This is a genomic window from Bradyrhizobium sp. AUGA SZCCT0182, assembly GCF_018130185.1.
GTDB lineage: Bacteria > Pseudomonadota > Alphaproteobacteria > Rhizobiales > Xanthobacteraceae > Bradyrhizobium.
The window spans coordinates 39,757-60,535 of sequence record NZ_JAFCLY010000009.1 but is presented as its reverse complement, the minus strand read 5'-3'; the positions used below and the strand labels follow the sequence as shown (position 1 = coordinate 60,535).

Genomic DNA, 20,779 nt, shown 5'->3' with positions numbered 1-20,779 from the left:
GCTGACGACTGCCAGCTTATAGCATGTCCGAACTGAGTGACGACCTAAAGGGCGCCATGACAGGTGCCGTGAAAGGATAGCTGGCTGCGGCTACACAAGAGTGGATCGGCAGCGGCGGTTTGCGGCCAGCGTCATTCGAGACGGGCTTATTGCCCGTTGTGAACGCGAGGCCTCTCAAAAATGATAACACCGGCTGTCCAACAGGCGGCGTAACAATGTAGGTTCATCGCCAGTTGGGCAACCGTGGACAGAAACCGTGCTGATCAAAAACGGCCTTTACTCTGTTAGCATCGAAATGAAAGACGCCAGGCGCGGACACGCGACCGGCGTTATCATCCTTCTCAACGGTCAGATTTTGGGAGGCGATTCGCATTTTTATTACACCGGCTCCTATATTTTCAGAAACGGGAAGTGGCGCGGCGAACTCATTACTCGGGAGCATACAAAGGTAGTTGGCTTAAACATGTTGTTTGGGGGCAGGGAAGTGTGCTGCGGTTTCAGTGGCATCTATTCCAACGGCGCAGCGGAGGTAAGCGGTACCGCCTTAGTGGGGAAGATGAGCATATTGTTTGACGCCGTGCTGCAGTTCCAGGCGGCGCTCTAGAGGAGGGCGCTTCTGCGGACGCAGTCCGAGGTACGTTACAGGCTCGCTCAAGGTCTGAGCTTGGCGCCTTGCTCGCCCATGCCACGCATCCACCTGGACCAGACGGATGACCTTGGTGGGAGCGACCCATTCAAATTTGAGGATCTGGACGGCTCGCTTCAAGATGAGTGAAGTCAGAGCCACTCGATGCCGATCGTTGGCCGGCAGGAATCGTTGCTGAGGTTTTCTATCGCAATACGGGCGTCACCGAGCTGTTCGATGGTGCCAACAGACCAACTTGCCTGCACAGCGGCGATGATCTGCCGATCTTAGGCTTGAAACAGGAGAGGTTCAGCGTAGCATTGCCCTGATAATTTACATCGAATCAGGAGCGAACAATGGCCAAGGGCAAAGACAAGCCGAGCAAGCAAACTAAGAAACCAAAGTCCGACAAGCCGAAGGGCTCAGGCTCGTCGTACCAGCAGGAAAAGGCGAGCGGCAAAAAGGGCTAGGGCCCTGGCGCTGACCGGCCCAACTCACCACGTCTCTCCGTGAGGGTGAAGCAGACTTCCCGGCTGCGTGTCCTGATTTCTCAGTTGATCCAACTCGGGCATCGGATTGTACAGGCTCGGTTTAGAATCCGGTGGCGTCCCGGCACTATTCAGCCTTGATGCCCGCGAACTTGATCACCTTCGCCCACTTTTCGGTGGCCTCCGAGATGATCGTCCTGAATTCCGCGGGCGAGCCGCCAAGCACTGTGCCGCCGAGCTCGACGATCCGGGCTTTGACTTTGCTGTCGGCGAGGCCGGCATTGAGCTCCTTGTTCAGGATATCGATGATGTCCGCCGGGGTGTCCCTGGGCGCGCCAATGCCCGCAAAACCGCTGGCCTCATAACCAGGCACGAAGTCTCCCACCGTTGGAACGTCCGGCAACACGTCCAGACGCTTCGCGGTCGTTACCGCCAGGGCGCGCAGGTTACCCGCCTTGATATATTGGATCGACTCGGACACCGGAGCAAAAATCACCTGTATCTGGCCGCCGACCAGATCGGTGGTCGCGGGCGCACCGCCGCGATAAGGGACGTGGACCAAATTCACCCCGGCCATCATCTTGAAGAGTTCGCAAGCAATGTTTTGCGGGGTGCCGGGGCCGGCCGACCCGTAGTTGACCCTGCCCGGGTTGGCCCTGGCGTAGGCGATGAATTCAGGGATCGTCGTGGCGGGGACCGACGGATGCACCACGACGACGTAGGCCAGCCGTGCGGAGCATACAACCGGCGCGATGTCCCGGATGAAGTCGAAATTGAGATTGCTGTACAGCGCGGCATTGATCGCGTGCGGGGTGACAATTTGCAGCAGTGTGTAGCCATCGGCGGGCGCTTTGGCGACCGCCTCGGTGCCGATGTTGCCGCTGGCGCCGGCGCGGTTCTCAATGATGAATTGCTGGCCGAGGCGATCCGATAGCCATTGACCCATCAGGCGCGCCTGGATGTCGGTAGCCCCGCCGGCGGCAAAGCCGACGACAATGCGCACCGGACGGGACGGATAGGCTTGCGCCCGCGCAAGGCGGGGCACGGCCGGCAATGCAGCCGCGCCCACGGCCAGCTGCATGAATGCGCGGCGGGGAAATTTCATGATGCTCCCTCCACAGGGCGCTACGTCGCGGATTTATCCATCTGGACGCCCTGCGGGAACAGACTACACCGGTCTTGCAACGAGGTGGAAGGGGGCATGCTTCCTCTCGGCGCTCGTGAGCCATAACAACCCGTAGATGTGGTAACACCGTCAGATTATGTGGGCACAGTGCAAGTCGTCAGCGCGGTCAAACCGACGCGAATGCCGTAGCGGACTGCCGCGATGGCCACGTTCCTGGATAGCCCCTTTTGAAATGTCGATACAAGACAGACTGGCCCGTGGAAGGCTAATTGTTTCTGTGGGGGAGGCAATTCCGCGCGGCTTTGGTCTCCTGGGGTGGGCCCAAACAGACCTTTCAGCAGCCAGCAAGACGGCCACGAAAACCATTGCCGATCTTGAGAGGGGAGCGAGGGAGCCATATCCGCGTACGATCGAAGATGTGCGTGGAGCCCTTGAGAGTGCGGGGATTGTGTTCATCGGCGGAGGACCTGGGGTCCGCCTTCGGAAGGCACAACTTCCTGCTCGACCTAAATAAGTGAGCAGCGTCGTCCAAGAGCAGCCAATGCCGCACGATGCATTTTTGGAAGTAGCCGCCGATAAGGGAGCCTCGCTGCAAGGCCGGTCGCCCAAGAATTTCAGCTGATCGCTCCTGATTTTGAGCGTTTGGCGCGGATGCCATGACCCGAGGCTTCCCTAGTACCCTAAGAGCGCCTCTCTATGACCGCTCGTGGTCGAGGACCGCCTTGCCCAGAACCAGGCCTGCAACTCAGCTCAGGTGGTTGGCGCACTAAACAGCCATTGGACACCCACCGATTTCACCGCGTCTCAGAATGCAGCCGTTTGATTGAGGCTTGCTCGGCCACGTTGGCGGTCTTAAACCAGGTGTCCCGAGCTGGCGGCAGCAGGACTCGTTGCGCCGCCGCGGTGTTGGTGGAAGTGAAGGGCAGGCGTTACCCCGGGGAGGGTGCAAATGACCGTTGCTGAATTGATCGAGAAGTTATCGGCGCTTCCGGATAAGACCGCGCGCGTGGTGAAAAGTCCCGGACCATTTGATGGCTTGAATGAACCGGGTCTCATTTATGACGGCTATGTCGACCAGGATATGCAATTTCCAGTTCAGCCAACTGATCCCAACGCAATCTACGTCGTTTATCTTTGAACGCGGTTGCCTCGCGATCGGAATGTTTCTCGCCGCCTTTAGCTAAGGCAGAAATCCCTTCGGGAGGAGGATTTAGTATATCTTCCCCTCGTTCACTTGTGCGCCACGGATGCGACGTCCTGGAAATTTATCCGCGATCTCGATGGCCAGGATGGCGGCAAAAACTAAAACCGAAGAAGCCGAACGGTGCGCGAAGCGCCAGGTTTTCAAAGCGATCGATGATGCCTACCGGAAGGGTGACCTCGACGCTCTGCTTGAGGCGCTGGGGATCCCGCCGACTTCCCGAACAGCCTGCATCCTTCGGAATTAGGTCTCGGACGACTTTCCGCTCGAGTACGCGATTTATTGGAGCCCGCTTGCGTTCATTGAAACGCTACTCGACCGCGGGGCAAATCCAACTACCCGGATCGGGGTGGATTCCCCTCACTCATCGCGGCGCTCTCGACCGACCGGCCTGACCGGCTTAAACTTCCTGCTGTTGTCGCGGGGGGCCGATACCGCGCAGCGCGGATTGAATGACTGGACGCCGCTTTAGGATATCCCAGTCAAAGGCCTGCGTCAGAAAGCCAACGAGCACGAGACCCCCGGCAGCCCAGAAACTGATGAGGTCCGTTGGATGACGAGGGCGCTCCGATCTTAATCCACACGTGCGCAAGATCCGCCATCAGGCAAAGCGTCAGGTTCATTGCGCAAAATGCAAAACAAACCTTCCGGAGCTGCGCGGGAATTTCAACTTGGGCCGGAGCGATTTCGAGAGCGGAGTGCGAGGCAACCATGCGAGATCCTTGCTCGGGAGCGCTTCCTCTCCGAAGGCGCGCGCTCCAATGCAACATGTTGCGCAGGAAGAACTGTTCAGAATTGTTCGCACTCTCGATAATGCGATGGCTTGCTGCTGCTGATCGAACGGCCGAATGATCATGGTGCATTTGACCGACCACGTTGCTTCGGCGATGCAACGTGGTGGTGCGGCATTGGCCTTGCACCGTTCGCGCGCATGGATTAGCCGTACTTATACGGAGACGACGTGTCTCAAGCGAGTTACCCCGAAATTGCTGCCGTAGGCGATCCGAAATTGCTTCGGCGGCTCAGCGTGTTGCTTGGCGATTACACCGGTATCGTACGGGTTAACGATGATTGCCAAAACTTTGCATAAACATTGACTTAGCCCCCGCCTTAACACAAAATTTACCCAGTGGCTTTCGGACAGCTCCGCACCACTGAATTGGAATTTCAAAACTTAACATCAATTTGGAGGCGTATAATATGCGTAATTTCCTGAATGACATGAAATCCCTCTCCAAGGACCAGGACGGCGTGGTGTCGTTCGAATACATCATCGTCGCGGCTTGTATCATCGGCGCAGTGGCTGCGGCGTTCGGTACGGGAGCCACTGGTGCTATCGGGACGGCGCTCTCTGCCGGGATCTCGGGTATCGTAGGCCAGTTCAACGCGGCCTTGTAATATAGCCATCTGACGGGAAGGGGGGCATCGGAATGTGCCCCCCAGTTTTTAATCTGCCCCGAACTTAAGTTTATTAATGTGCCCTCGCGTTTTTGAGGCATTTCATGAGTTGGATTGCTCCCACAGCCTCGTTACTGGAAATCCTATTGTTGCTCTATGTCGCGTCGATCGATATCGCGACGCGATTGATCCGGAATGAAATCTGTCTAGTACTTGCGCTGCTCGGAATCGCCAGTCAATTTGCCGGCCCGATGCAAATTGCCGAATCCCTGATCTCCGCGACAATCCTGTTCCTGCTGCTGCTGGTCATCTACCAGCGAAGAATGATTGGCGGCGGCGATGTCAAGCTGCTGGTCGCCTTGGCGATCGGTCTGCCCGTGATCGGCGTGATTCAATTATTGACTGTAACCGCGCTGGCCGGCGGCGTTCTTGCCATGGTGCATCTGATTATGCGCGTGTTACCACAACCAAGGCTGGCGCCCGCCGGATCGTCGTTCGTACGCCGGGTCTACGCGGTTGAGCGCTGGCGCCATTTGCGACACGCACCGCTACCTTACGGGGTTGCCATAGCGTGCGGTGGTATTTGGACCATTTTCAGCAAAGGACTTTGACATGTCATCCTCTTTGCGTCTCTCGATTATCATGGTGTTTTTGCTCGCGGCCTCTGCGCTCGGGCTTATTGCCTACAACATGAACCAGTCGAAGTTGCAGGTCCCGGTGGTAGAGGTCACGGTGAAGGCGCCGGAGCCTCTCACTGTCGGGTACTTTGTCGCCGCCCGTCCGCTGCCGAGAGGTACGCTGGCTCGCGATGAAGATTTCACAGTACGCTCGGTGCCGTCGGGTAGTGTTCCAGCAGGAGCGATCCTCGATACGCCCGACGCCAAGATCGGAATTCGCGGATCTCTGGTTCGCAGCTTCCTCGACACCGGCAGTCTGGTCACATCCGAAGACATATTGCGCCCGCGTGAACGGGGTTTTCTCGCCAGCGTGCTGGCACCGGATAGCCGTGCCATCAGCATCAACGTTGATGCGGCGTCTGGTGTCTCTGGCCTGATCTGGCCGGGTGACTACGTGGATGTCGTGTTGATCCAGGAGCCGACGACAGCGGGCGAGGACAAAACAGCTCAACAGCATGGCACGCTGAGTGAAACCGTTGCTCACAATGTTCGAATTGTCGCGATTGACCAGGAGATCGTGCAAGGTGGCCCATCCAACAACGCCGCGGCAGGTAAGGTAGCGCGCACCGTATCGCTGCAGCTTGCGCCGGACCAGGTCAAGAAAGTCATCGTTGCAGGACAGCGCGGAAAACTCACCTTGGCGGTACGGTCAGCGGTCGATCGACAGGACACCGGGGACGCGGACACCACGGTGGTGGTGTATGCACGCAATAACGGCACGAAATACTCAGTCAGGAGGGACGAAGCAGGGATTGCGCGCCCTGTGTTGAGCAGCAATGCGTCGCCGGTAATTACCCCGTCAGCGCCGGTCGCTTCGGCTGTACGTCGGTAGGAGGAGGTAGTGGTGATCGTCAACATGGCAATCGCAAGTCCACCCGAAGAAACTGCGTCTCTTGCAACGCGCAACCAAATCATCTGTTTCGTGAACGATGAGTTGAGTGCAGCGGCGTTGCGCAAAGGCCTCGAAGGCAGCAACCTGACGATCAGGCGTGGCACGATCCGCAATGCCATAAAGATGCTCGAGACCGACACCGAGCTATTCGCCCTGGTGGCAGACATCAGCGGAATCGATGATCCATTTACCGAACTGGAAAGGTTGGCCAGCGTCTGCCCACCCGATGTCCAGGTGTCGCTGATCGGTGAGAGCAGGGAGATCACCTTCTACCGCGAGCTTATGGAACTCGGCTTGACGGAGTACCTTCCGAAGCCGCTCACGCGCGATATGGTACTGCACCAGCTACGTCCGAAGCTGCTTGGCGACGTGGCGCCCGGTGCGGCCGATCGTGGCGGGCATGTGATCTCGATCTGCGGCGCCCAGGGGGGCGCCGGAGCGACGAGTATCGCGATCAATCTCGCGCTGCAACTGGCCGAGACCACCAAGGCCAAGGTCGCGCTGCTCGACCTTCATCTGCAAAACGGCGAAACAGCGGTGATGTTGGGTGTTCGGCCCGGACCGGGGCTGCGCATCGCTCTGGAAAACCCGATGCGGGCGGACACCTTGTTCCTCGAACGCGCGGCAATCGATATCAACGAGCGCGTTTGCCTGATCTCCGCCGATGAGGACCTGGATGCGCAGCTCGACATCACCGAAGCGGGAGTGAGACACGTGCTGGGTCTGCTCCGTCAACGCTTCAATTACATCGTTGTTGATATACCCGTTCCGTTTCCGCCATCGATCCATCCGGTGATCATGCTTTCTCGCCACGTGCTGGTGCTGCTTGAAGCGGAGGTGACCGGACTTCGCAATGCCCACGCACTCCGCACCGCCGTCACCAACATCGCCGGCAAGGATCGGGTCTTTACTCTCCTCAATCGTGCCGATCGTGCCGGGGGGCTGCCCAGGGCCACAATCGTCAAGGCCTTGGGCGCAGAACCGGACATGGTGATTCCCGATCTCGGCAAGGGGATGACCCAGGCGGTCAATCTCGGAATTCCAGCTCTGAAGCACGTATCAAAACTGCGACGTCACCTCGCCCCGATTGTACGGGAGATTGCCGGTGTCGGCGCCCAGCGTAAGGGATGGTTCAGGAGGCTGTTCGGGTGACAAAAAAATTTGGTACGCGCGAACGCGACGACAAAACCCGTTTACCTGCACTGACGCCAAAGGACGGCGCGCCAACTCGTTTGCCTGCATTGACGCCAAGCCGCGATGAACCTTCGAGCGAGCAGCCCCTGGTGCCAGCTTCGCTGCGCGAACGAGACGTGATGCCGGCTTCGCCGCGCGAACGGGTCATGATGCCGGCTTCGCTGCGCGAACGGGTCATTGCGCAGATTGAGCCATCGGTGGCCGCAACTGTTTCGCGCGACATTCTTCGGCAGCAGATCGAGGAAATCATCCATGGAATCGCCAATCAGGAACGGCTCGAACTGTCGGGTCGCGAGCAGTTCCAGCTAGCGGACGAGATAGCGGACGACATGACCGGCTACGGGCCGCTCCGTCCGCTCCTGCTGGATGAATCGATCAACGATATCATGGTCAACGGACCAAGTAACATTTATGTCGAGCGACGCGGCAAGCTGGAACGGGTCGCGGTACGTTTCCGCGACAATGATCACATCGCCTCGGTGGCGCAGAAGATTGCCGCTCAGGTTGGACGGCGCGTTGACGAATCCAGTCCGATGGTGGATTGCCGCTTGCCGGACGGCAGCCGGGTCAACATCATCTTCCCGCCGCTAGCGATCCATAGCCCCTGCATTTCCATCCGAAAATTTCCAAGTCGCCGCCTGGACATGGCCGGAATGATCAAAAACGGCTCGATGACAGCGGCGATGGGACAATTGCTGGAGATCGCCGGCCGGTGTCGGCTGAATGTTCTGGTCTCCGGCGGTACCGGCTCTGGCAAGACGACGCTGTTGAACGCCATGAGCCAGTTCATTGATCACACTGAACGCATTGTCACCATCGAAGACGCGGCAGAGTTGCAGCTTCAACAGCCGCACGTGATCAGCCTGGAGACCCGGCCTCCCAGCCTCGAAGGCACAGGGCAGGTGACGCAACGCGATCTGGTGTGGAATGCGCTGCGGATGCGTCCTGACCGGATCGTCGTAGGCGAAGTGCGCGGCGCTGAAGCGTTTGACATGCTGCAAGCGATGAACACCGGCCATGATGGTTCGATCTCCACGGTGCATGCCAACTCTGCCCGCGACGCACTGACCCGTATTGAAAACATGGTGCAGATGGGGCAGCCAAATCTGCCGTTGCGGGCGATCAGGTCTCAGATCGTCGCGGCGTTGGATGTTATTGTGCAAGTGGAACGCATGCGGGATGGACAGCGTCGCGTTATCCAGATCAGCGAGGTGATCGGCCTTGAGGGCGATGTGATCACCACCAATGACATCGCAGCGTTCGAGTACGAAGAGGAAGATGTTCACGGGCGGATATCGGGCACCTATAGGTCCACCCACGCAGTTCCTAAATTCAAGAGCCGTCTTGGCTATTATGGGCTTGATCGAGCCTGGGCTGAGGCTATGAGGCAGCTATGATCCCGGAGTTTTTGACCATCGTTAACTTGGTGCTCCTGATATGCGCAGCAGCCATGACGTTGTGGCTCGGCGCTCGACAAAGCCGCATGGATCGACAGGTAACGACAGCTCTGCCAGCCTCAGAGTTGGCGAGCTTGCCCTCCATTCGTCGGCTAGAGGCCGGGTCCCGGTGGCAGTTTCTCCACCGCTTAGCCAATTACAAGGCTGGGATAGCTTACGCTTGGCACCCCGCGTATCCAATAATTGCCGGTGTCATCGCAGCAGCGGCGATCTTTTATGCAAATAGCTATCTGAAATTTCCTACCCTTTACGTGTCTCTCGCGGCTGCGATTGTGGCCCTGATGGTGGTGCGAAGTTTGTTCGGATGGCAGCAACATCGCCTCGCCAATCAACTTTTTCGACAGCTACCTGACACGATCCAGCTGGTGACCAGCACTGTTCGATCCGGGCTGCCTGTGAACGAAGCATTCCGCACCATCGCTCGCGAGATGCCCGAACCAACAGCTGGGCAGTTTGCCATCGTATGCAGCGAAGTGACGATGGGGACTTCTCCGGAGGAAGCTGTAGAAGCTGTCTATCGGCGAACGCAAGTAACGGAGTATGGGATCTTTGCGGTGACACTTGCAGTCCAGCTGAAGTCAGGTGGCAGCTTGACCGAAACGTTGCAGAATCTGGGAGACACTGTGAGGCAGCGTGTTGCGCTCGCTGCTCGCGCGAAGGCTCTGGCAGGAGAGGTGATCTTTTCCTCTCGCGCGCTTTCAATCTCGCCCATTGTTGTAGGTGGGTTACTATACCTGATCAATCCGCAAACAGTTGATCTGCTGTTCTACGATCCGACCGGAAACATACTTCTGGCTTACGCAGCAGCCTCGGTGATTATCGGAACCCTTGTGATTCGTTGGATGGTCAGAAGGGAAACACAGCTATGACTTTTGGTCTCAGTTTGGTCGCCCTCACCATAACAATTGCGGCTGCGGCGTTCGTGTTGATCATTTACGAACTGCACATTCGCGCGCTGAACATGCGGGTGACAAACGCCGTGATGGGCGTTCCTGACCGGTCAGCGCCCTTGGGAGACATGACTGGCTGGCTTTCATCGCTCGGGATGCGGTATCGGCGCTTCTACTCTGCAGAAAATCTCGACCAGCTACGAACGATCGTTCAAGCGTCAGGCTTCAATCCTCATCGAACCTTGCCGATCTGGATTGGTGTCAAGACTGTCAGCATGTTCTTGTTTCCGATCATTGGCTTGTTTGTCGCGCAGCTTTCAGGAAAGTCGCTGACCGATGGGCTGATCTTCATGCTCATCGGCGTGGTGATCGGAATTATGGGGCCGCGGTTGATCCTGTCGGTGCTGAGACGGCGTTTTAACGCCGGCATCCGGCTAGGCACGCCGGATATGATCGATTTGCTGGTTGTCTGCAGCGAAGTGGGAATGGGTCTGGAGAGCGCGCTGGAACGAGTAGCGGAGGAAATGAGCCGGACTAATCCTGCGATGGCCCGGGTCTTGTACAGCCTTCTTGATGATCTCCGGATACTGCCAAATCGCAGCGACGCATTCGAGAAAATTGGATCTACGTCAGAAGGACTTCGCCGGTTCGGCGTCATGGTTAGCCAAAGCATGCAATATGGAACGCCGTTGAGCAAGGCGCTGCGCAGTATTGCTGTCGACCTCCGGCGAGAACGTATTACCAACCTGGAAGAAAGAGCACACAAGTTAGGCGCCAAGCTTACTATTCCGATGGTGTTATTCATGCTTCCAGCGATGTTCATCATTTTGGGTGGAAGTCCGTTTCTGCACCTCATACGTACATTCGCCAGCTTCGGGATGAAATAAGCATGAGCACGATTACCCTGTCGAAAAACTGGTCTTACGAGCGGACGATGCAGCTGCTTGGCGGCATGTGGTTCATGTTGCTGGCACTCCTGGTCGCCACAAAAATTGGGACATCGCTTGCCGATCCCTGGCCATCGCTGCTGTCGAGTTTTTGCCTTGGCATCTTCTACATGCTCCTGACGGTCTTGATGTTGACCAGGCCACCGGCAAAGGCGCACGCGGCCGGCCTGCTGCCTCGAATAGCTGCATTCGTCGGCAGCTATATGCCATGGACCATCACTTTTTTCGGCAAAACCGACGATGCGTTGCCAAACTTGCTATCCACCGCTTGCGTGCTGATCGGCATCATCATGATGCTTGTGACGATCCGACATCTGGGTAAGTCGTTCAGTTTGGTACCGCAGGCCCGTAAAGTGGTGCAAACGGGTCCTTACCGATGGATCAAACACCCACTCTACCTAGCGGAAGAAATCGTGATCCTGGGTGTCGTGCTGCAATACCTGACAGTGACAACGGTGATCATACTATTCCTGCATATTGGCGTCCAGATCTGCCGAATTCTTTACGAAGAAGACCTGCTTCGGCGCAGCCTCCCTGAGTACTCCAGTTACGAAGCATCACGCTGGAGATTGATTCCCTATGTTTGGTGAGTGGTCATGAATGGCCGGCTAGTTATGGAATGCGTGTTGATCTACATCGGTCCAAACTGACGCGGAGGGGCCAACGTGCTGCATTTATTGCCCTGTCGAGATAGGCTCGTGAGCCATAGAGTTTCTTTCATCGCGGATCAGCGCGGCGCCGCCGCGTTTGAAATGCTGATCGTTTACCTTTTCCTGGTGATGGGCCTGCTTCTGCCGCTTGCCGACGTTGCTGCCGCGGGCTTTCGGTATGTATCCGCGTGGGAGGCATTGCGTGCCTTCGGGCAAAAGATCCAGTACGACCCGCCAAAGGACGTTACCGATTGGGCAGCCTGGAAGTCGGCACTGCCCACTTCGGTTTCGGGTTATCCCATCGAAAATCTCCAGGTCGTTTGCAGCGATAGCATGGCTGCCTGCTCCGCAGGCAACTTTGCTGCGCCCAAGCACTATACATACTCGACGACCGTCACCATGGCGCCCATCCTGCTAAAGACGGTGATCTGTCAGAGTGGTAACGCCAATCCTTGTTCGTTCACACTGTTTTACGGTGAACGGTTTCAATAGGAGTGTTCCATGCGTAGCCTGCTTCGCTCTCGTCGTGGTTCCGTCGCCTTCGCAACCGTTATTGCCCTGGTGCCGCTGATAGGCGTGGTCGCACTCGGGGGCGAGGCGGGGTCGTGGTACGTTACCAGGCAGCACGCGCAGAATGCCGCCGATGCGGCAGCCTATTCGGGTGCCGTGCAAGAGTTGTGCTTATCGGGCTCATCGTGCGCGGTTTCACAATCGGTGGACTATCGCGCCAAGCAAGCCGCGGCACAGAACGCGTTCTGCAACGCGGGCAGCAGCTATCCCGGCTCCAAGTGCGGCACCAGCCCGGCAGGAGTCTCGCATTCCGTCCAGGTCGCTTCGCTCGGTTCATGGAAGGGGATAGCCGGAACGTACATTCAGGCCACTGTGAGCCAGCAACAGCCAGCTTACCTGGCGAGGGTGCTTGGTTTGTCCACGGTCAATATAGCCGCGACAGCCGTTGCCAAAGTACAAATTCTGGAGAAGCCGCCATGCGTCCTGGCATTGACCGGCTCTGTCAGTTTTCAAGGCAGTCCGAACGTCAATGCGCCCAATTGCGGCATGGCCTCGAACAGTACGGCCAAGGATGCAATCAACTTCACCGGCGGCGGGATGACCATGAATCTCGGCTCGCTATCAAGTGTCGGCGGCTGCACGGGTGGCGCGTCGTTCTGCAACACCGCGCTAACTTATATGCCAGCGCCGATCCCCAATCCTTTCTCCGCGCTTGATGCGGTGACGATACCGACGCTCGCGAAGTGTTCAGGTAGCGCTCTGACCGCTTACAGTGCCGCGACCCCTTGCAGGAACGATAAGTTTAAATTGACCGGTAATGCTAGTGGCTCCCCCGCGCCATTGACAGGTGGGGTCTACTTCATCTCTGACACATTCACCCTGAGTGGCGGCGTGTCGATCTCCGGCACGGCACTGTTCATCCTGTTGCCCGGCGCGAGTTTAAAGGTGACTGGCAATAGTTCTCTCAATCTCACTGGCAACCCGTCGGTCGCAGCCTCGCAGCTTCCCTCCGCACTTCAGTCCTACGCCAGCCTGTTCGCCCATATGGCGCTCTACAAGATCCCTGATCCTGATACGAGCAAAAATGGCCCGAACGACGTACAACTTGGCGGAACTTCCGGTATCGAATTGAAGGGGATCATGTACTTGCCGAGCGCGAATGTGACGTTCCAGGGCAATCCCACGCTCGACGTGACCGGCGGAAAGTGTGGCGAGTTGATCTCCAAGTCAGTCGCGTTCAACGGCAATGCGACCTTCGACACCACAGGGTGCCCATCGCAAACGAAGTTGGTTAGCAGTCAGTATGTCCAGTTGGTGCAATAATGAGAAAGCTCGATCAGCGCGGCATCGGAGCGATGGAATTCTGCCTTGTCGCCGCGCCGCTCTTCATCTTGATGTTCGCCATCTTCGATCTGGGGCGTTACGCAATCACCATGCAGTCAGTGCGGACGCTCGCCAATGCTGGTGCTCGGACATGGATGATTAACGACTGCTACGTCAATAACGTAATGAAAAAAACTTCACCAACCTGTAGCGGTGACCCCCTGCCATCCCTTGCGGAGAAAAAAGCCGTTGCCCCAATGATAGGCGGTCTCTCGCCGACGCTGAACACGACTACGGGAGGTAGCGCACTTACTGTTACGGCATCTGTGAGTTTCAACATGCTGATGCCGATATGGGGCACAACATTGAACAGCCCGAGCGCGTCCACCTCAATTCCTTTCTAACACATTCTCGGGCATCAAGCCGATGAACACTCGACGAGCCCTTGGCGATGGCGATCGCAGTCACGATGATGCCGGATGTGAAACCACGACAAATGCCCCCGTGACGGCATCGTTGACGCAGGTCGTGATGCCAGTCCAATATTTGGGCGCGGTCGCTATCTTCCAATGGCCCTTGGCTTGGGCAATGCTTTGCTTTCTGCTTGCAGTCGATCTTGTGTGGGCCTCGCAGGTTGGGCTGACAATGGGCGGGGGCGAAATCAAGGCCGGCCTGATCAGTGCCCTGCTCGCGCTTTCCGTTGCATTCCGTCGCCGTGATCGCGGTATAGCGAACCTGTTCGAGGCAATTGCTTTGTACCTCGTTTCCGCCGCCGCGGGTTCAGTACTGATGTACCTCGCTGCTAGTTGCGCATTCCCTCTGCAAGACGCGATGATGGAGCGGCTGGACCGGGCGATTGGCTTTGACTGGTTGGCTTGGCACCAAGCATTGCTCGACCAACCGATCCTAAGCCTTGTGCTGGTAGTGGCCTACAACAGCATGTTTCCGCAGCTCGTTCTTTTGATATTCTGGTTTTCTCCAACGGGCAGGTCCGCACGCATCGGAGAGCTGCTGCTTTTGGCGGGCGCGACCATGGTACCGACAGCGCTGATCTCGGCGATTTGGCCAACGCTGGGACCGTTCGCCGTGCACGGCGTTGGCGACGTTACTTACTTGCGAGATCTGCTGGCACTACGTGCATCAGGACCTTGGCATTTTGAGTCGGTGGCGCTGCAAGGCATCGTAACGATGCCATCGTATCACACGGTTATGGCCGTGCTGCTCACGTATGCTTTTCGCCACACCGGCCTGGTCGGATATGGGATCGCAACGCTGAACGCGGTGATGCTGATTTCGATCCCGCCGATCGGCGGACATTATCTGGTCGACGTGATCGCCGGCGCGGCGCTGGCGCTCGGGGCAATCGCCGTCCAGCGAGCGACAACGAGGCGTGGAGTGAGCCGAATTCTGCTCGGCCTTTCGCGCGAGACGTTGTTCGGCAAGGCCCTCGGTTTGGCCCGCGGGTCCGTTGTCGTGCCTGCGCGAATTTCGGCGCAAGCAGTGGCCGTAAAATCGGGGCGTCTGCATGACGCGCGAGATGGAACCTAGCGGGCTATATGCAACTCATCGGGAATATGGCGGACGGGCAAGCGATCGCGCGTTGGCCGCTGCTGTGTTTTCGCATCGCACAAAAGGTGGTGCTCGCTCGCAACATTGGGAAATATTCGTTGATGTTGCAGCAACCTAATGAGGGTCTCTCCTTGCAAGCGAGGAGCATGAAGGATGATGATCTTGGAGTCGCATTCGCGGCCAGCGGGAGACCGGGAAGTGTCTTCACTGAGGCCAGAGCGCGCCGGGAATGCCAAGTAACGATTTATAATGGGAAAAACTGGTAAGCTTTGCGACGTGGTGCGCGAAGGAGAGTTGCTAAGAGGCTGAGACCGTAAGTTTACGGGGACAGACGTGGATCGCGTCGAGGGGGAATCGAATGAAGGGCGGTCGCGTTTCGGCTAGGGCAGGAGAGAGGCTTCTCGCCTCGGGCGTGATCGCAATTGGCGCTGCGCTTGCCTTGTTTGGTTCCGCGGAGCGCGCGGGCGCGGCAGACCGGCGGGGCTCCTCCGGCGGCGTCTTCGTCAGCGAAATGAACGACGTTCAGCGGGTCAAGGTGACCGTCAACAAGTCGCGCACCTTCAGGGTCGATACGGCTTTTTCGACGATTGTCGCGGGCTCGCCTGACATTGTCGACGTGAAGTCGCTGAGTGATCACCTGATCTACATCCAGGGCAAGCAGACCGGCACCACCAACGTCATCCTGTTCGACTCATCGATGAAGCAGATCGGCGTCCTAGATGTCGAGGTAGCGATCGATGCCGGCAATCTGCAGCAGAACATCCAGTCCAGTACCGGCACGCGTGGCATTCGCGTCTCATCCGGGGATGGCCAGGTGGTGTTGAGCGGAACCGCAACGGACGCGGTCGCCGCCGAGCGGGCGATGGCAATTGCCACCGGCATGGTCGCGAAGGGCGGCACCGTCGTCAACGCGATGAACGTGGCTGGGCCGCAGCAGGTGATGCTGGAAGTGCGCTTCCTGGAGGTTAACAGAGCCGCTGGCCGTGACCTGGGTGTCAACCTCTTTGCCGCCAATGCCAATGGCACCAACGTGGGTAACACGGGTCTTGGTCGTGTAACTGGGGTCGGGCGGCAACCCATCGGAGGTATAAATCCCCAAGCCGCGCCTAGGACTGATATTGGTGCCAATCCCACGGGTAGCCTTCCCCTGCTTGGCACGGCCGCCACGCTGGCAAGTGGAGCGGCGGCCCCGTACGGCGCATTGCTCACAAGCATTCTCAGGCTCAACAACGGCATGTCGATCGACAGTCTGGTGACAGCGTTGGAGACCAAGGGTGTACTGCGCCGCCTCGCCGAGCCGAACCTGATGGCACTGTCGGGCGACGCGGCGCGCTTCCTGGCCGGCGGTGAATTTCCGGTGCCGGTGGCTTCGACAGCCGGGACTGCTGGCCTGGTGCCGACCGTGACTATCGAATTCAAGAAGTTCGGCGTCGAATTGGCGTTCGTTCCTACCGTTCTGTCGCGCGGCGTGATCAACCTTCGGGTTGAGCCCTCGGTCAGCGAGCTTGATTTCCAGAACGCGGTCCAGATCGCTGGCACGATCATTCCTGCATTGTCGCGGCGAGATGCGCGCACCACGGTCGAGTTGCGCGACGGCCAAAGCTTCGCCATCGCCGGCCTGCTGCAAACCCGCAACCGGCAGGACGTCTCGCAAGTGCCCTGGATCGGTTCGGTGCCGGTGCTCGGAACGCTGTTCCGCTCTTCGTCCTACCAGCAGGAGGAAACCGATCTGGTGATCATCGTCACGCCGCGCCTGGTTGCGCCGGCGGTGCCGGGGCAGGCGCTGGCATCGCCTCTCGACTCCCGTCTCCCGGCCAACGACGTCGATTTCTTCCTCAACGGCCAAATGGAAGTGAAAAAGCGCTACAACGATTATGTCAATTCCGGCGGCGAGGTGAAGGGACCGTACGGCCACATCATCGCCCCCGAGCTGCGTAATCCGGCGCCGGCTTCCGTTTCTGGTCCAGCCATCAAAACTTTGAACTGAGGACGAGCTATGCGCATCAGATTGCTGGCCATATTCGCTCCGCTCCTGCTCGGGGGCTGCTATGGATTGGCGGGGCATGACGAGGTGGACCGCTACTTCCAGCGTTCCGACACCATCACGATGAGCGCCGGCGACGCCAAACAGGTGAACGCCGTCACCCACACGATCCATCCATGGCCGCGATACGTCGGTGATCGCAGGATTGCGTATGACGCTCGGCGCGTAGGCGCCGCCGTGACACGCTATGGCAACACGAAACAGCCGGTTGATCAGCTTCCCGATATTGGCGAGGCGACGAAACAGATGGGCGTGCGGACCGCCCCAACCCAGAGTATTAGCATTGATGGATTGGGGGCTGGATCGTCTGCTGGCGTTTCGGTGCCGGTCGGTGGCGCAGGGGGCAGGTAACGATTTTAAGGCTAAATGTAGCGATTTCGAACAATGCACTGGTCCGCTGGACCGGGGCGGGGGACCAAGGGTTATGCGTCGTCTTATTCTAATGCTGACCTGTTGCTGGTTGGCGACCGGCCTTGCGGCGTGTGACACCACAACGAGAGACGCGGCTATCGTCGCTCCCGTGAATCCGGCGGGCGCGGACCCCATTCAAGAGCCAACCGACGTCAAATACTATCCCTCCGACGAGCCGGTCCGGATGGGATTGGAGCAATTCAACCGCGGCAATTACGGGATCGCCCAGCGCTATTTCAAGGACGGTGTCGAGAAGTCGCCGAAGGATTTGACGGCCTGGATGGGGCTCGCAGCGAGCTATGATCGCTTGCGTCGTTTTGATCTCGCCGATCAGGCTTACGCGCAGGCCACTCGGCTGGGGGGCGAAACCGTTCAACTCCTGAATGATCAGGGATATTCATTCATGCTGCGCGGCAATCTGAATGCGGCGCGGCGAAAGTTTGAGAGAGCTTATTCGCTCGATCCGACCAACCCGGTGGTCATTAATAACCTTGAGCTGCTCAATGGCAGCCGGCGGTTCATTGAGCGGCCGCCGAATAACCAACCATAGCAGTATCTAGTCGTACCCTATTGATTTTATTAATGTTTCTCAAATAGAGGCGTCGGGGAACTTTTAAGACAAGCTAAACGTTTTTGGCGTATGACTTGTCGGATGAATCGTCTTTTCAAGCTGCAATTTCTCGGACCGTTCGCGGTTTTTACCGCCACGCTTTGCGCTGAATTGGCCGCGTTGGCCCTTCAATATGCCCCGAGCTCTGAACTTCTCTGGTACATAAATCTCAGGGTGTTCGGCATCTTTCAGCGCAGCGCCTCAGCGTTGAGCTATCTCGTTCCAGTTGACGGGTTTCAGTTTTTCGGGGTTGCTCTTCCGATCTTCGCGCTTGCCTGCATTGGGCTCGCAGCCAGGTCCAGGCTCCCTTTCACGGTCGCAACGCATTTGAGCGTAGTCTATGCCGGCCTTTTGGTCTTCTCCTGGCAGGCTGGCGTACCGACCCTCACGCAGGCATCGTTCGGAGCCATGGCGGTCCCGTCGGGTGTTGGCCTGTATGTGATGGCGACCATTTTAGGGACTTGCCTCCTGTCCTTTGCGGTCACGCACCTGCTCTATTTCCTCGCCGTCGGAAAGGAAGTTCGGGATCTCGTAAGGGCGTTGTCCAGAATGGTTCGCAGATTCGATCATGCAAAGGGCTTCGGCTTCAGGTCGGATGCTGATTGAGTGGTCGCATCCAACCGTGCCGCAGGTTTGCAGCCTGTGAAAGGATGGACAGACGCAAGGACGGTTTGCCAGATCGGAAACGGACTTCGCTCTTGGGTAATCGGCATCCGACCGGATGAACAAGCGCAAATGCGTGTCCGTGCGGCGGACATTCGGTCTGCATCGCAACTCTCTGCACATCGTGGCGGACGAGAGGGTGATTTGCTCGTCCAATCATGGTAGAATTAGCCAATGATTAGCAGGACATCCCTCTTGCTCAAATGAACTACCCCATTGGTAGATTTCTCTGACAAGGCTCGCGATTCCCATTTCATTTTGAAAGTAGGATTTGCTCCTATGTTGAACAATTATGTTCAGAAGACCGCCGAAGCCTTGAAGCGTGTGCACGTGGATAAGGACGGCGTAGTGTCGTTCGAGTACGTGTTGGTCGCGGCTTGTATCATTGCCGCGTTGGGTGCTGCGTTCGGTTCGGCTGGTGCTAGTACTATTACGACGATGCTGACGACCGGACTGACCGCTGTCCTCACCGCTTTCACTACGTTTGTCGCTGGATAATATGTCAATCGGCGCCCAAATTTGACCCCTGATCGGCATCCAAAATTGGCTCTGGCGCACTTTTGATGCAGCTTGAAGCAAATCGAGTTGCCGCGGCCGTACATTTGCCGTCTGACGAGCTTTGAAGCGGATGATCTGACCCTCGGGTCTGTCCGTTGGACCAGGGCAATATGATTGGCGCGCGGACCGCCGCTTTCATCATTCGTTACGCCGCGGGCGAATGAGGCGACAAGACTGGCGCGCGCGCTCGATCGAACTTCAATTCCCGCGCCGCCTGGCTCACCCTTTAATGAACGCCAGAACGGCTTGTTGCTGTTTGTCGGAGGTTTTCACCCGGCTGAGGGTGATTTCGGGAGGATTGCCGTCCAACCCAGTGTTGGTGTTGATGACGCCGCCGGAGACGCCTTCGAGTTCCGCGTCGTTCAATTGCTCATCGTCCCGCTCCACGTGTGGCGACCTGTGCGCCGTTGATCTGGAGCGAGTATGCCCGGACAGCCATCCGCGAATATGTGAGCTTCAGCACAGATGACGCGGGACCGCCCAGGGCATGATCGGACAACCAATTTATGGAGGGCGTCATGATCAAATCCGAAAGCCAGATCATCTCTGACGACGAGCTCGATATCGTTGTCGGAGGACGCAAAGCCGGCGAGGGACAGAAGGATTTTTCGACTGTTTCACCTCCGCCGACGCCAATTCAAACTATTATTGGATTGATAATCGCTGTCTTTAAATGAACAACGGTCGGTAGGAGGGCGCTGCGAAAGGCGTCGAACGCGGAATCAACACCGAGCTGCCGCTGCGCCTGTCCTAACAATAGGGCGCCGAAATTATTGGCTCGTCCCTCTGCTATGCTATTTTTCGCTTCCCGAATAATTGGAATCGGTGCGCAGTTCGAACGTCCCCAACCGAAATTCATCGGTTTCCATCGGTGTTCGGACGAGAGTGAAAGCAGCGGTGGGGTAGTTTTCCCAAACCCATAAGTCCTCGGCTGTTATCGTCAGCCAGCCGAACTTAAACATATATCGGCCTGGATCTGTAACGCGCCCAACCTGTGCCCAAGTCAGCTTCTTAATATCCGTCATTCGTCATCGCGTTCCGTGCACAGTTCTCAACCATCTGGAGAAGGGGTTAGTTCCGAGTCCCTACATCGGAGACGACGTCGGTGCGGTTCTTGCTGAGGTTGCTGGATATGCCTAATACTGCCGCCATGGATTGGTCGGCGCGGGCGGTTGAGGAAGGTACCGCCGGGCCTGCGCGGGGCAGATACGCGCCCAACAACGCGGCTACAAATCCAACGCGCCCGTTTCATTAGGCCTCGGTCGGCACATAGGGGTGAAGCGAAGTTGAACTCCCGATTACCGTCAAAAGCTAGTGGATCAGTTTGATTGGCAGCCTCCGATGCCTAGGAATCGGCGGGTTCCGGGCGCATATTGATTAGATGCCGCTCGGCACTAAGACCACGGTAGTCTTTGCCTGCCCCAAATGCAGTCGGGTTTACCGCGCCATGCAAGAGCGGCGTTCGCCCAGCCGATTTGGGATTTTCAAATGCTGGAATTGCAGTGCCGAGATTTACCGATGGTCCAGCTATTACGATTATTTGGAC

At 57.6% G+C, this 20,779-nt stretch carries 23 protein-coding genes; 20 read left to right on the top strand and 3 right to left on the bottom strand.

The window, feature by feature from the left end:
- The first annotated feature begins 256 nt into the window (after positions 1-256).
- Positions 257-604 carry a GrlR family regulatory protein gene (locus JQ611_RS12460; RefSeq protein ID WP_312011942.1) on the top strand — a complete coding sequence of 116 codons (348 nt, stop codon included), beginning with the start codon at positions 257-259 and terminating at the stop codon, positions 602-604.
- A 636-nt stretch (positions 605-1,240) separates the two neighbouring features.
- Here the strand turns inward: JQ611_RS12460 and JQ611_RS12455 are convergent.
- Positions 1,241-2,182: a tripartite tricarboxylate transporter substrate binding protein gene (locus tag JQ611_RS12455; protein ID WP_312011941.1), complete on the bottom strand. Its 942-nt coding sequence runs from the start codon at positions 2,180-2,182 to the stop codon at positions 1,241-1,243.
- Positions 2,183-3,188: 1,006 nt separating this feature from the next.
- Between JQ611_RS12455 and JQ611_RS12450 the strand changes: the two genes are divergently transcribed.
- From JQ611_RS12450 to JQ611_RS12365, 18 genes are all read left to right on the top strand, one after another.
- The gene (locus JQ611_RS12450; RefSeq protein WP_212465592.1) at positions 3,189-3,377 is read left to right on the top strand and encodes a hypothetical protein; all 189 of its coding nucleotides are present in this window, start codon (positions 3,189-3,191) and stop codon (positions 3,375-3,377) included.
- A gap of 1,263 nt (positions 3,378-4,640) precedes the next feature.
- Positions 4,641-4,838 (top strand): hypothetical protein, encoded by a 198-nt coding sequence (locus JQ611_RS12445; RefSeq protein WP_212465591.1) that lies wholly within the window; start codon positions 4,641-4,643, stop codon positions 4,836-4,838.
- Between the two features lie 104 nt (positions 4,839-4,942).
- Positions 4,943-5,449 carry a prepilin peptidase gene (locus JQ611_RS12440; RefSeq protein ID WP_212465590.1) on the top strand — a complete coding sequence of 169 codons (507 nt, stop codon included), beginning with the start codon at positions 4,943-4,945 and terminating at the stop codon, positions 5,447-5,449.
- 1 nt (position 5,450) lies between these two features.
- Positions 5,451-6,347, top strand: coding sequence for a Flp pilus assembly protein CpaB (gene cpaB / locus JQ611_RS12435; RefSeq protein WP_212465589.1), 897 nt, complete (start codon positions 5,451-5,453; stop codon positions 6,345-6,347).
- Between the two features lie 9 nt (positions 6,348-6,356).
- Positions 6,357-7,559: an AAA family ATPase gene (locus JQ611_RS12430; protein WP_312011940.1), complete on the top strand. Its 1,203-nt coding sequence runs from the start codon at positions 6,357-6,359 to the stop codon at positions 7,557-7,559.
- A gap of 188 nt (positions 7,560-7,747) precedes the next feature.
- Positions 7,748-8,998, top strand: a complete 1,251-nt coding sequence (locus JQ611_RS12425) for a CpaF family protein (protein ID WP_249133132.1) — start codon at positions 7,748-7,750, stop codon at positions 8,996-8,998.
- Positions 8,995-9,927, top strand: a complete 933-nt coding sequence (locus tag JQ611_RS12420; protein WP_212465587.1) for a type II secretion system F family protein — start codon at positions 8,995-8,997, stop codon at positions 9,925-9,927. The genes JQ611_RS12425 and JQ611_RS12420 overlap by 4 nt, the downstream gene beginning before the upstream one ends.
- The gene (locus tag JQ611_RS12415) at positions 9,924-10,835 is read left to right on the top strand and encodes a type II secretion system F family protein (protein WP_212465586.1); all 912 of its coding nucleotides are present in this window, start codon (positions 9,924-9,926) and stop codon (positions 10,833-10,835) included. Before JQ611_RS12420 ends, JQ611_RS12415 begins: the two co-directional genes overlap by 4 nt.
- 2 nt (positions 10,836-10,837) lie before the next feature.
- Positions 10,838-11,485 carry an isoprenylcysteine carboxylmethyltransferase family protein gene (locus tag JQ611_RS12410; protein ID WP_212465585.1) on the top strand — a complete coding sequence of 216 codons (648 nt, stop codon included), beginning with the start codon at positions 10,838-10,840 and terminating at the stop codon, positions 11,483-11,485.
- Between the two features lie 108 nt (positions 11,486-11,593).
- Positions 11,594-12,037, top strand: coding sequence for a hypothetical protein (locus JQ611_RS12405; RefSeq protein WP_212465584.1), 444 nt, complete (start codon positions 11,594-11,596; stop codon positions 12,035-12,037).
- A 9-nt stretch (positions 12,038-12,046) separates the two neighbouring features.
- Positions 12,047-13,378, top strand: a complete 1,332-nt coding sequence (locus JQ611_RS12400; protein WP_212465583.1) for a pilus assembly protein TadG-related protein — start codon at positions 12,047-12,049, stop codon at positions 13,376-13,378.
- Complete coding sequence (locus JQ611_RS12395) at positions 13,378-13,782, top strand: TadE family protein (protein WP_249133117.1); 405 nt, start codon at positions 13,378-13,380, stop codon at positions 13,780-13,782. The genes JQ611_RS12400 and JQ611_RS12395 overlap by 1 nt, the downstream gene beginning before the upstream one ends.
- Positions 13,783-13,804: 22 nt before the next feature.
- Complete coding sequence (locus tag JQ611_RS12390; RefSeq protein ID WP_212465582.1) at positions 13,805-14,926, top strand: phosphatase PAP2 family protein; 1,122 nt, start codon at positions 13,805-13,807, stop codon at positions 14,924-14,926.
- A 379-nt stretch (positions 14,927-15,305) separates the two neighbouring features.
- Positions 15,306-16,934, top strand: a complete 1,629-nt coding sequence (locus JQ611_RS12385; RefSeq protein WP_212465581.1) for a type II and III secretion system protein family protein — start codon at positions 15,306-15,308, stop codon at positions 16,932-16,934.
- A 9-nt stretch (positions 16,935-16,943) separates the two neighbouring features.
- Positions 16,944-17,342 carry a hypothetical protein gene (locus JQ611_RS12380; protein WP_212465580.1) on the top strand — a complete coding sequence of 133 codons (399 nt, stop codon included), beginning with the start codon at positions 16,944-16,946 and terminating at the stop codon, positions 17,340-17,342.
- Between the two features lie 109 nt (positions 17,343-17,451).
- On the top strand, positions 17,452-17,952 hold the full coding sequence (locus JQ611_RS12375; RefSeq protein ID WP_249133116.1) for a tetratricopeptide repeat protein: 501 nt from the start codon (positions 17,452-17,454) through the stop codon (positions 17,950-17,952).
- Positions 17,953-18,054: 102 nt separating this feature from the next.
- Positions 18,055-18,618: a hypothetical protein gene (locus tag JQ611_RS12370; RefSeq protein ID WP_249133115.1), complete on the top strand. Its 564-nt coding sequence runs from the start codon at positions 18,055-18,057 to the stop codon at positions 18,616-18,618.
- 336 nt (positions 18,619-18,954) lie between these two features.
- Positions 18,955-19,173 carry a hypothetical protein gene (locus JQ611_RS12365; protein ID WP_212465579.1) on the top strand — a complete coding sequence of 73 codons (219 nt, stop codon included), beginning with the start codon at positions 18,955-18,957 and terminating at the stop codon, positions 19,171-19,173.
- 279 nt (positions 19,174-19,452) lie between these two features.
- On the opposite strand, the gene JQ611_RS12360 is transcribed toward JQ611_RS12365, so the two are convergent.
- The gene (locus tag JQ611_RS12360; RefSeq protein ID WP_212465578.1) at positions 19,453-19,599 is read right to left on the bottom strand and encodes a hypothetical protein; all 147 of its coding nucleotides are present in this window, start codon (positions 19,597-19,599) and stop codon (positions 19,453-19,455) included.
- Between the two features lie 152 nt (positions 19,600-19,751).
- On the opposite strand from JQ611_RS12360, the gene JQ611_RS12355 reads away from it, so the two are divergent.
- Complete coding sequence (locus tag JQ611_RS12355) at positions 19,752-19,910, top strand: hypothetical protein (protein WP_212465577.1); 159 nt, start codon at positions 19,752-19,754, stop codon at positions 19,908-19,910.
- A gap of 117 nt (positions 19,911-20,027) precedes the next feature.
- Here the strand turns inward: JQ611_RS12355 and JQ611_RS12350 are convergent, their stop codons facing one another.
- Positions 20,028-20,258, bottom strand: coding sequence for a hypothetical protein (locus JQ611_RS12350; RefSeq protein WP_212465576.1), 231 nt, complete (start codon positions 20,256-20,258; stop codon positions 20,028-20,030).
- Positions 20,259-20,779: the final 521 nt, after the last annotated feature.